This is a genomic window from Microvirga calopogonii, assembly GCF_003347665.1.
GTDB classification, from domain to species: Bacteria; Pseudomonadota; Alphaproteobacteria; order Rhizobiales; family Beijerinckiaceae; genus Microvirga; species Microvirga calopogonii.
Map to the genome: position 1 here is coordinate 1 of NZ_QDGA01000139.1, position 11,125 is coordinate 11,125.

An 11,125-nucleotide genomic window follows, 5' to 3' on the forward strand; every position below is an offset into this window, starting at 1 on the left:
TGACCGAGGCTGTGTCAAAACGCAGATCGGGACCGAGTGAGCTCACCTCTGTGATCCTCTGATCGGCTGGAGCGCAGGTGACAACGGCCGTTTGGCTCATCGACAAGGCTGGATGTCATTCTTGCTGGTGTCCCAGCCATCGTGATCAGCTTGGGTGCCTAGAGCGATGCCCCCTCAGGACTGGATTGCTGCCAGCAGCGGCCCTGGTCCGAGGATCGCCAGAACCCGCTTCAGGTTATAGGCGAGCACGTGCAGGCTCATCTCGGTGCGCACCCGCTCCAAGGTCCGGGTCAGGAAGTGCGTAGCACCCATCCAGGCCTTGATCGTTCCAAACGGATGCTCCACCGTCTGCCGCCGCAGACGCGGCGTCTCCGGGGCCCGATCGAGCCGCTCCTGCATCGCATCGAGCACATCCTCATGCTCCCAGCGTCTGACCCGGCGCTCCTTGCCGGGCGTACACTGATCTTTGAGCGCACAGGTTTGGCAGCAGCTGGTCCAGTAGAGATGCAGCAGCATCCCATGCTCGATGGTGGAGCATCGTCGCGTCAGGCGCTCTCCGGCGGGACAGCGATAGGTGTCATCCTCGGGATGATAGACGAAGTCCTGCTTGCCGAAGCGTCCGTCAGCCTTGGCGCTCGAGTTGAGGGTCTTGGGCACATAGGGCGTGATCCCAGCTCTCTCGCAGGCCAGGATGTCCTCGCCCTTGTAGTAGCCTCTGTCCGCCAGAGCCTCCAGGCTCGGCGTGCCCATGGCACCCTGCGCCTGCTGGCCCATCACCGATAACTGGCCCCGATCCGAGCCGCTGTTGGTGACCTCATGTGCGACGATCAGGTGGTGCTGGACATCCACCGCGGCCTGAACGTTGTAGCCGACGATGCCCGTGCCGATGCCCCGGTTGGTCATCGCCCGCGCGTCCGGATCAGTGAGCGAGATCTGCTGGTCGGGAGCCGCCAGCACCTGCTGCTCCAGCTCCCGGAACTGCTGCATCTGCTCTCTGAGCGCCGCGATCTTGTCCTTGATCCGCCCGGCCTTCACCTGCGCCAGCTCGCTCTCCTGCCGATCGGCCGTGTCGAGGGCGGACAGATAGTGTGCGATGCTGGCCTCCACCTGCTCGATGCGCTTGGCGAGCTTGGCCGGCGTGAAGTTCTTGTCCCGCGCGTTGACCGCCTTGAACTTGGAGCCGTCGATGGCCACCACCGCCTGCGAGAACAGGTTGAGCGTGCGGCACAGCCCGACGAACTGGCGGCACACGGCCCGAATGGCCGGTCCATTGTCCTTGCGGAAGCGGGCGATGGTCTTGTGATCCGGCTGAAGCTGGCCGGTGAGCCACATCAGCTCAAGGTTGCGGCCGGTCTCCTGCTCGAGGCGGCGGCTGGACGGGATGCGGTTGAGATAGCCATAGATGTAGATCTTGAGCAGGGCCGCCGGATGGTAGGCCGGGCGGCCCGTCGCCTGTGGGATGACACTCTCGAACCCCAGGGCATGCAAGTCGAGTTCCTCGACAAAGACGTCGATCACCCGCACCGGATTGTCGTCACTGACGTACTCGTCGAGGCAGACCGGGAACAAGGTGCCTTGGCTGCGCTCCTGGCCTTGGACAAACCGCTTCATCGCGATCCCTCCAGTCCGTACTGACCCAACCAGATTACTAGATTCCGCGTTTTGACACAGCCTCGACCCACAGCCGACCTTGGCTGCTCGTTCCAGGACCGGCTCCGGCAAAGGCACTCATCCTACAGCATAGAGAGGGCCGCTTTCTATGAGGCTATGCTCCTAGGAGGAGCTCGGAGTTGACACCTGCTCAATTAGGATTTTAGATCGATCTAAAGTTCTGCGGGAGCGATCTAATATGCGAGAGAGATCGGCGGGCCGGCCCATCCGCTTGACGCTCGCCGACGTTGCGGCACGGGCTGGCGTGTCCCGAGCGACCGTATCGCTTGTTCTCCGCGACAGCCCTCTGGTGGCAGAGAGCACCCGCGTTAAGGTGCGAGGCATCCTTGATGAGCTCGGCTATGTCTATAACCGAAGCGCGGCCAGCATGCGCGCTGCTCGGAGCAGGACTGTCGGGCTGTTGATCCCAGGGCTTAGCAATCCCTTCTTTGCCGAGTTGGCAGCTGGCGTGGACCAAGTCTTGGATGAGGCGGGACTTGCCTTGTTTCTGGCCGACAGCAACGAGTCCGTTGCTAAGCAGGAGCGGGTCATCCTCCGCATGCGTGAGCATGGAGCCGATGGGATTATCATCTGTCCGGCTGTCGGTACGACTAAGGAGCTTATTTCTCGTCTCAACGCTTGGAGCTTCCCGGTCGTCCAAGCGCTTCGACATGTTTCTCCGCTGGGGGATTATGCAAGCGCGGACTACGAGATCGGAATGGATCGGGCGACGGAGCATCTCATCAGGCTCGGACATCGACGCATTGCCTTTGTCGGCGGTGAGCACATGCATTCTGCTTACAGGGAGAGGCGGGATGGCTTCGTGACCTGCATGCGCCGCCATGGCCTCTCGCCCGATCTCATTCTCAGGGCGCCGCTGACCCGCCAAGCGGGGATCGATGCCGTCTCCATGCTTCTGGAGCAGGATGAGCCCGCAACAGCGGCCATCTGCTTCAACGATGTGGTCGCCTTCGGCATGCTTCTCGGCCTTAGCGATCGCGGGCTGGAGGCTGGCGTCGACTTGGCTGTGATCGGGTTTGATGATGTTGCGGAGTCGAGCTTGAGTCGTCCTCCGCTCACCACCGTTGCAACCATGCCGAATCAGATCGGCCAAGATGCTGCGCGCCTACTCCTGCGCCGTATTGCCCATCCTTACGGCCCACCAGAGCGCGTGATCCTACCAACTCGACTGGTGGTGCGGGACTCTTGCGGGGCGCTGCGGTCCGCGAGGGTCGCCTGAACCTGCGTTATTCCATTATAAGCCAATTGGAGACCATGATGACCCCTGCTGGCATTCGACCTGCCATTGATAACCTCATCGCAGCTCGCCAAGGCGGGGCGCGACCGGTGCGCCTCAGGCCCGAGCTGACCCCTGGCACCGTCGATGAAGCATACCAGTGGCAGGACGCTCTTCTGGCGCAGCTTGGGCCCGTCGCCGGCTGGAAGGTAGGCGCGGATAGCCCAGCATCCGAACCGTTCCGCGCCGGGCTGACCGCCTCAACCGTGCACCAAACTCCGGCCCGATTGGATGGAGCGCGGCACAACGTGATCGGGGTCGAGGCGGAGATCGTCTATACGCTTGCGCATTCGCTACCGGTCCGTTCGGAGCCCTACACCCGTCCCGAAGTGCTCGCAGCGATCGGCTCGGTTCATGCCGGCATCGAGATCGTGGATACACGCTTCGCAGCTTGGGGCATCGTTGACCGTCTCAATCAGATTGTCGATCAGTTCAACCATGGAGCGCTGATCGTCGGCGAGGGGCGCAGACACGGCTTTGAGATCGATCCGGACAGGCAAGTCGTCCAGCTGAACCTGAATGGCGAGACCGTCACGCGCAAGCGCGGCGGCAACTCGGCTGGAGATGCCGTCAATCTCCTGATCTGGCTTGCTAACGGCGGGGCAGCAAGCCAAGGCGGTCTGAAGGCTGGTGCCGCAGTCACGACTGGGTCTTGGACGGGGACGCTGTTCGTCGGGCCGAGAACTTCTGTGCGAGCCAGCTTTGATGGCATCGGCGAAGCAGTTCTGGACATCGTCTGACCCCAGCCTTTAGTTGGTCTTGCAACATTTAGATCGATCTAATAGGCTCCCTGGAAATAGGCGATGGGCAATATCGCCAGCAGCAATTCCGGTTAAGCAGACGCTCGGAGCTCGGTCTTTGCTCTCGGGGAGGAAACCTTGACTTACACCTTCCGGTTTGGACCGGTGCTGGAGGCCTACCGCGATCTCCTGGCCGGCGCTTGGCTCACGATCCAGCTCTCCGCCGGAGCCATGTTGCTTGGGTTGGTCGTTGCCATCATCGGAGCGTGGATCAAGACGTCCGGACCCAAACCCCTGCGGATGATTGTCAACGCCTACATTGAGGTGATCCGGAATACGCCGTTCCTGGTGCAGATCTTCTTCATCTTCTTTGGATTGCCAGCGCTCGGCCTACGGCTGTCCCCGAATGCAGCTGCGCTCCTGGCTATGGTCGTGAACGTCGGAGCTTACGCGACCGAGATCATCCGCGCAGGCATCGAGTCGATCCACAAGGGGCAGGTGGAGGCGGGCCTGGCGCTCGGGCTCAAGCCCTTGCAGGTGTTCCGGTACATTATCCTAAAGCCGGCGCTCCGAACCGTGTACCCGGCTCTGACCAGCCAGTTCATTCTGCTCATGCTGACCTCAAGCGTTGTCTCCGCTATCTCAGCTGACGACCTGACCTCGATGGCGAACAACATCCAGTCTCTGACCTTCACAAGCTTCGAGGTCTATCTCGTCGTAACGCTCATGTACCTTGCGATGTCGATGGCGTTCTCGGGCCTGTTCTCCGCGATATACCGCATGACGTTCTCCTATCCTGACCGGCGTTAAGGAGGGACCAAGATGCTTCGCCACTTTGGCCCGAACGAATTCTTGTTCATCCTCACGGCAGCCCGCTGGACCGTGCTGCTGTCATTGATCGCCTTCGCTGGCGGTATGGTGGGTGGACTGATCGTAGCCCTCTCCCGGGTCTCAGCAGCCAAGGCACTCTCCCTGACAGCGGGCGGATTCATCCAGGTGTTCCAAGGCACTCCTCTCCTGATGCAGTTGTTCCTCGTGTTCTTTGGTGCGAACACGCTGGGTCTTGATATCAACCCGTGGATCGCGGCAGCCGTCGCGTTAACGCTGAACGCCAGTGCCTTCCTAGGTGAGATCTGGCGCGGCTGCATCCAGGCCGTGCCTAAGGGGCAGTGGGAAGCGGCCAACGCGCTCGGCCTGCACTACCCGAGCATGATGCGCTACATCATCCTGCCGCAGGCTTTCAAGATTGCGCTGCCGCCGACCGTGGGCTTTCTGGTGCAGCTTATCAAGGCCACCTCGCTCGCTGCCATCATTGGCTTCACCGAGCTCACGCGTGCCGGCCAGATCATCAACAACGCAACCTTTAAGCCATTTCTCGTCTTCGGCACTGTGGCAGCCATCTATTTTGCCCTGTGCTGGCCGCTATCGCACCTGAGTACGCGACTCGAACGCCGCTTCGCAGCAGCCCATGCAAGATAACGAAGCGACGGGGGCGCCGACCGCCCGATCCAATAATCACATCGGCATAGGGAGTATCTCATGAAATGGTCATCCAATCTCAAGAAGTTCCGCAGCGTCCTCGCCGTTGGCGCTGTCCTCGCCGCGTCCCTGGGAGTGACGCTTCCAGTGAAGGCTCAGACGGTCGAGGAGATCAAGAAGAAGGGACAGCTCACTGTCGGCATGCTGGTGGACTTCCCACCCTTTGGCATCACGAACCTCGAAGGTCAGCCGGATGGCTTCGACGCTGACATCGCCAAAGCGCTGGCGAAGCACCTGGGCGTGAAGGCTAACATCGTGCCGGTCACGGGCCCGAACCGCATTCCTTTCCTGCTCACCGGCAAGGTCGATATGCTGGTCGCCTCTCTGGCCATCACACCCGAGCGGGCCAAGCAGGTTGCGTTTTCCGACCCGTATGCCGGCATTCGCATCGTCGTTTACGGCAAGAAGAATGCGGCCGTTAGGGCTCCGGCTGATCTGAAGAATGTATCGGTCGGCGTCGCGCGCGCCAGCACGCAGGATGTTTCGCTCACGGCAATTGCGCCGGAAGGAACCCAGATCCGCCGCTTCGACGATGACGCTTCTGCCGTCCAAGCCCTCCTGTCCGGCCAGGTCGACGTGATTGGCGCCGCCACTCCCGTGGTCGGTGAGATAGAGAAGGTGGCTCCAGGCCAATTCGACACCAAACTGACCCTCCGCGAGCAGGTGCACGGCATCGCCCTGCGTCCCGGTCAAGACGAACTCCTCAAGACGGTGAACGAGTTCGTTGCCGAGCAGCAGAAGAACGGGGCGCTGGCCGCGACCTACAAGAAGTGGGTTGGTGCAGATCTTCCGGAACTGAAGAAGCCCTGAGCGGGAGACCATTGATGTCGACGATGAGCAAAGGCCAGCGTCTTCAGGATGAGATCATCATCCGCATGGAGGACGTTCAGAAGTGGTATGGCGACTTCCAGGTTCTCAAGGATATCAACCTGAAGGTCAGAACCGGCGAACGCATCGTGATCTGCGGCCCGTCGGGATCTGGCAAGTCGACGTTGATCCGCTGTATCAACCGGCTCGAGCATGCCCAGAAGGGGCGCATCATCGTCGACAACATTGATGTCGGGGCCAGCAGCCGCGACCTCGACGCCGTCCGCCGCGAGGTCGGCATGGTGTTCCAACAGTTCAACCTCTTCCCGCACATGACCGTGCTGGAGAATTGCATGCTGGCGCCGATGAAGGTACGAGGCACGTCGAAGACGGACGCTGAGACGGCTGCCAGGAAATATCTTGCGCGCGTACGCATTCCGGATCAGGCGGACAAGTACCCGGCCCAGCTCTCCGGCGGCCAACAGCAGCGCGTGGCGATCGCCCGCGCGCTGTGCATGAGCCCGAAGATCATGCTGTTCGACGAGCCCACCTCGGCGCTCGATCCCGAGATGGTGAAAGAGGTGCTCGACACCATGGTTAGCCTCGCCGAGGAAGGCATGACCATGCTCTGCGTGACCCACGAAATGGGCTTCGCCCGCAGTGTCGCTGATCGGATCATCTTCATGGATCGGGGGGAGATTGTGGAGGAGGGGACGCCGGACACCTTCTTCAGCAATCCGCGGCATGAGCGCACCCGCAACTTCCTGGGTCAGATCCTCTCTCACTGAATTTTTGTTCGCCTAAAGCGGTCAGGCGCCGCGGCGCCAGGATGTAGATATGAAGCCAGACATTATTCTTGTCGAGCCCATGATGGCTCCCATCGAAGCTGCGCTCGATGCCGATTACCGAGTGCATCGCCTGTTCCGGGCAGACAATCCTGCCGCACTCCTGGCCGAGGTCGGGCCGAAGGTTCGGGCTGTGGTAACGGGCGGCGGAACAGGTGTGAGTTCCACTCTGTTCGATGGCTTGCCGCATCTCGGCATCATTGCCATTAACGGAATCGGCACGGACGCGGTGGACCTCGACCGGGCCCGCCGCCACGGAGTACGGGTGACCACCACACCTGGCGTTCTCACGGATGATGTCGCCGACATTGCCATCGCCCTCATGCTGGCAAGCTGCCGGCGCATCGCCGAGGGCGACCGCCTTGTGCGTGCGGGAGCGTGGGCGCAGGGAAAGCGGCTTGCACTCGGCCGGAGCATCAGCGGCAAGCGCGTCGGTATCTTCGGGCTAGGACATATCGGCCAGGCAATTGCCCGGAGGGCCGAGGCTTTTTCCACGCAGGTCCGCTATTTCAACCGGTCCGATGTGCCAAACGTGCCGTGGCCACGCGCCGAGTCGCTGGAGGCATTGGCCCGCGAGAGCGACATCCTCGTGGTCAGTGTTGCGGGCGGCGCTCAGACCCGGGGCTTAGTCAATCGTGAGGTGCTGAATGCCCTCGGGCCTGAGGGCATTTTGGTCAATGTGGCCCGAGGCAGTATTATCGATGAGCCGGAGCTCGTGAGCGCACTGAAGGAGGAGCGGATCTGGGGCGCAGGCCTTGATGTGTTCGCTCACGAACCGCAGGTGCCTGAAGAGCTCTTCGAACTCGACAATGTAGTCCTGATGCCGCACCAGGGCAGCGCCACGATCGAAACTCGTCTTGCAATGGGCGAACTCGTCCTCAGGAATGTCGCGGCCTATTTCGCAGGCCAGGAGCTGCCGTCGGCCGTAGTCTGAGCGGGGCGCCATTGATTAGCGCAGGATTGACAAGCACGACCTGCGATGAGCCGCAGCAGCCAGCCGCTTGGACTTTCCTCAGAATCGAATGTCGGCTCCTGGCAGTCCTGAGACGCAAGCGTTTGGTCCGCTTGGACACTCATGTGCAGACGTTCGTTGGGAACGCCGGAACGTGAAAGATTGACCCAATGCAGACCGCACGTGTTCCCGAGGTTATGGTCCTCATTGACATCTTCGAAGGGCGGTTCGAGGGCGCCGAGGGTATTGCTTGCGTACAATGATGCGCGTGGTGCGCTTGGTGACATCACTCGTGACCTGCCGTTTCCGGCTCCCGGCCCAGCGGATGACGCAGGCGTTGGTTCTCGGCGCGCAGGCTCTTGATCTCCTCACGCACCGGGGTGAGCACCTGGTCCAGTTCCTCAAGTGTGAAGCGAGGGGTGATGTGCTGAGGGCAATTCCAGTCGAAGGCCTGAACCCGGATCAGGGCCGCGCGCTCGGAACGAGCTGCGTAGTCTGGCACGGCAAGGGCTGAAACCAGTCCAGGGTCCGCGCTCACATCAATCATCCGCAAGTGCCCGAAGATCTTGAGCCGCCGCTGATGAGCGTAGTCCATCAGGAACAGCGAGACCCGGTCATTCTCCGCGACGTTGCCGGTCGTCACATATTGCCGATTGCCCCGAAAATCCGCGAAGCCAAGCGTGTGATCGTCCAGGACCCGCAGAAATCCCGCCGGGCCACCCCGGTACTGCACATAAGGCCAGCCGGTTTCGGAGACAGAGGCGAGATAGAACCCGTCACGACCTTCAATGAAAGACGTTTCTGCGGCGCCAAGCCGGTCGTTGCGGACCGGCCCAGCCCCGTCCAGCGTGCCATCCAGCCGCGCGTACTGGGCCGCGCTTCCATAGCGCTCACGCGCGACCTTCACTGAAGGGGTCGATGCGATCTCGAGCCATCTGTGTAGCATGGTCAACCTCGTGGAAAACAGGAGGATCGCGGCATCAGTCCTGGTAGGCCCAGTCCGCGACATGCCAAGCCAAACGGCCTTGGTCGGACACGATCCGGCCGAGACCAGGGAAAGGCATGTGCGTTGCTGCAATGAGCACACCCTCTTCGGCGGCCCGGGGGAAGAAGCGGGCCCGCATGGCTTGTGCCGCCGGCCGATCCGCCTCCATTAGGAAGTTCACGTCGGTTCCCATAGCCGGGTGCACCACCGGAAAGAGCATGTCAGAGACCATGATCAAGCTTTGTCCTCCGTCCTCGATCCGCACGCCGATGTGACCTGGGGTATGCCCCGCGAGGTCGACAAGTGACACGCCGCGTGCGATCTGGTGGTCGCCTTGGGTGGCCTGGAGCTTCGGATAGAGGCGAACGAGGTCAGCCGAGAGGCGGAAGCTGGCTTGCAGATAGTCGGGCGCGGCGGCCTGCTTGCCCGCGTCGGTCCAATGCGCGATATCGCGTCGGTCGACATACACCTCCGCGTTCGGGAAGACACGCCGGCCCCCCGTGACAAGGCCCCCCAGGTGGTCTTGGTGCATATGGGTTACGATCACAGCATCGATTTGGTCGGGGCTCAACCCGCGGGCGACAAGCGCCTGGGGAAGGTATCCGGTCTGGCCCAGCGTGCCGGCGGGTCCGGCATCGATCAGGATGCGGCTCGATCCGTCCTCGACGAGATATTGATTGAACAGAAAGCGCACACCGCTCGACCGTGCCGTGAACTGGGCCTTGGCCGCGGTTTCGACCTGCTCGGGCGTGCGGCTCGGGAAGTAGCCATAGGGCATATCCGCGTAGCCGTCGGACAGAGCCGTCACGGTGAAGCGGCCAATCTTGATTTGCGCGAGTGGCGTGACAGCGGAGGCGGGCTGACTGCTTGCGGCTCGCACAGGGAAGGTCTGGGCACCTGCCATGAAACCGGCCGTCGGAAGGCCAAAGGCGAAAGTGCGACGGGAAAGGGAGAGAGGCATGAGACCAAGCTCCAGATCTGGGTGAGCCGGGCTATTGAACCTGATTGGGGTCGATACCCGGGGCCGAGCTGACACTAGACCCTCTTCTTTTCGATCGATATCCTGTGAACTCGAGACGATCCCTCTCATTTTTTGGAAGGCGCCATGGACCGCTTCGACGCCATGACCGTTTTGATCGCCGTCGTGGAGGAGGGCAGCCTGTCGGCCGCCTCACGCCGCCTGCGCGCCCCGCTCGCTACGGTAAGCCGCAAGGTTGCGGACCTTGAGCGGCACCTGAGCGCCCAGCTTCTGGTGCGCACAAGCCGACGGGTCGAGGTGACTGACGCGGGCCGCGCTTATGTCGAGGCGGCCAAACGCATCCTGGAGCAAGTCGGGGAAGCAGAGCGCGAGGCGGCGGGCGAGTACACTACGCTCAGGGGCGAGCTTCACGTGACGGCGCCTACGATGTTCGGTCGAACGCACGTTCTGCCGATCGCCCTCGACTTCCTGAAGGAGCACCCAGACATCGACCTGCGATTTTTCCTCAATGACCGGCAAGTTAATCTGGTGTTGTCACGTTAACTAGAACTGGACGTATTCAGGCAGGCCCAATTGCCTAACGGATCAAGTGGCAACGCCCGCCGCGACTTTCCACTCCGCCATGGCGTTGACGCGGTGAAGGTGGGTCGCGCGGGCAGAGCGGCGCGAGCGGGGTGGAACGAACAGGTTGCGGACGGCAGAGAAGACACTGACGAACCGCTGCAGGCACCTGGGTGATCGAAAGCCTTGCCTCGCCCGTTCTCGCCGGCGGAACGGGAGATGCGAATTCTCCGCCCGATTGTTGAGCCCCTTATGGGATCGGTGTTCGACTTCTGGCATGATCTGACGCCGGGCGGCCGAGTAGGAGCCGAGCTTGTCAGTGATCATGCGCCGGGGCGGACCGCCCTGCTTCTTCAACAGACGCTTCAGCAAGCGCTTGGCCGCCTTGGTGTCGCGGCGCGTCTGCACGATCTCGTCGAGCACATAACCGTCCTGATCAACCGCCCGCCACAACCAGTGCTTCTGGCCCGAGATCGTGACCACGACCTCATCCAAATGCCAGATGTCGCGGGGGCTTGGTGGCTTGCGCCTGAGACGGCGCGCGAAGGCCGGCCCAAACTTGAGAGCCCAGCGACGCACCGTCTCATAGGAGACGAGAATGCCGCGCTCGAGCAGCATCTCCTCCACCAGCCGCAGGCTCAGCGGGAACCGGAAGTACAACCAAACCGCATGGGCGATGATCTCAGGCGGAAAGCGATGGCGTTTGTAGCTGACAGGCTTGCTCATGCTGGCCCGTCTACACGGTGGCGGTCAAACTCGAGTTAATGTGA

Annotated in this window: 11 protein-coding genes and 1 pseudogene; 8 read left to right on the forward strand and 4 right to left on the reverse strand. The window is 61.9% G+C overall.

Annotated elements, in window-relative coordinates; genetic code table 11:
* Nucleotides 1-174 precede the first annotated feature (174 nt).
* Nucleotides 175-1,611, reverse strand: coding sequence for an IS1182 family transposase (locus DDF70_RS33225; RefSeq protein ID WP_114947838.1), 1,437 nt, complete (start codon nucleotides 1,609-1,611; stop codon nucleotides 175-177).
* A gap of 238 nt (nucleotides 1,612-1,849) precedes the next feature.
* On the opposite strand from DDF70_RS33225, the gene DDF70_RS33230 reads away from it, so the two are divergent.
* The 7 genes from DDF70_RS33230 (at nucleotide 1,850) to DDF70_RS33260 (ending at nucleotide 7,812) form a co-directional block, all read left to right on the forward strand.
* Entirely contained in the window at nucleotides 1,850-2,890 is a 1,041-nt protein-coding gene (locus DDF70_RS33230) for a LacI family DNA-binding transcriptional regulator (protein ID WP_114948854.1), read from the forward strand.
* A 35-nt stretch (nucleotides 2,891-2,925) separates the two neighbouring features.
* Nucleotides 2,926-3,687, forward strand: coding sequence for a 2-keto-4-pentenoate hydratase (locus DDF70_RS33235; RefSeq protein WP_162820862.1), 762 nt, complete (start codon nucleotides 2,926-2,928; stop codon nucleotides 3,685-3,687).
* 138 nt (nucleotides 3,688-3,825) lie between these two features.
* Nucleotides 3,826-4,497, forward strand: a complete 672-nt coding sequence (locus DDF70_RS33240; protein ID WP_114948856.1) for an amino acid ABC transporter permease — start codon at nucleotides 3,826-3,828, stop codon at nucleotides 4,495-4,497.
* 12 nt (nucleotides 4,498-4,509) lie between these two features.
* The gene (locus tag DDF70_RS33245; protein WP_114948857.1) at nucleotides 4,510-5,166 is read left to right on the forward strand and encodes an amino acid ABC transporter permease; all 657 of its coding nucleotides are present in this window, start codon (nucleotides 4,510-4,512) and stop codon (nucleotides 5,164-5,166) included.
* A gap of 60 nt (nucleotides 5,167-5,226) precedes the next feature.
* A complete protein-coding gene (locus DDF70_RS33250) occupies nucleotides 5,227-6,036 on the forward strand; it encodes a transporter substrate-binding domain-containing protein (RefSeq protein WP_114948858.1) in 810 nt (269 codons plus the stop codon).
* A 23-nt stretch (nucleotides 6,037-6,059) separates the two neighbouring features.
* Complete coding sequence (locus DDF70_RS33255; protein ID WP_425374142.1) at nucleotides 6,060-6,821, forward strand: amino acid ABC transporter ATP-binding protein; 762 nt, start codon at nucleotides 6,060-6,062, stop codon at nucleotides 6,819-6,821.
* Nucleotides 6,822-6,870: 49 nt separating this feature from the next.
* Nucleotides 6,871-7,812 (forward strand): 2-hydroxyacid dehydrogenase, encoded by a 942-nt coding sequence (locus DDF70_RS33260; protein ID WP_114948860.1) that lies wholly within the window; start codon nucleotides 6,871-6,873, stop codon nucleotides 7,810-7,812.
* Nucleotides 7,813-8,116: 304 nt separating this feature from the next.
* Here the strand turns inward: DDF70_RS33260 and DDF70_RS33265 are convergent, their stop codons facing one another.
* Nucleotides 8,117-8,776: a pyridoxamine 5'-phosphate oxidase family protein gene (locus tag DDF70_RS33265; RefSeq protein WP_114948861.1), complete on the reverse strand. Its 660-nt coding sequence runs from the start codon at nucleotides 8,774-8,776 to the stop codon at nucleotides 8,117-8,119.
* Nucleotides 8,777-8,810: 34 nt separating this feature from the next.
* Nucleotides 8,811-9,719, reverse strand: coding sequence for an MBL fold metallo-hydrolase (locus DDF70_RS33270; RefSeq protein ID WP_425374143.1), 909 nt, complete (start codon nucleotides 9,717-9,719; stop codon nucleotides 8,811-8,813).
* A 201-nt stretch (nucleotides 9,720-9,920) separates the two neighbouring features.
* Between DDF70_RS33270 and DDF70_RS33275 the strand changes: the two are divergent.
* Nucleotides 9,921-10,325 (forward strand): annotated as a pseudogene (locus DDF70_RS33275) (LysR family transcriptional regulator); the annotation flags it as partial.
* A gap of 54 nt (nucleotides 10,326-10,379) precedes the next feature.
* Here DDF70_RS33275 and DDF70_RS33280 read toward each other — a convergent pair.
* The gene (locus DDF70_RS33280) at nucleotides 10,380-11,081 is read right to left on the reverse strand and encodes an IS6 family transposase (protein WP_114948864.1); all 702 of its coding nucleotides are present in this window, start codon (nucleotides 11,079-11,081) and stop codon (nucleotides 10,380-10,382) included.
* Nucleotides 11,082-11,125: the final 44 nt, after the last annotated feature.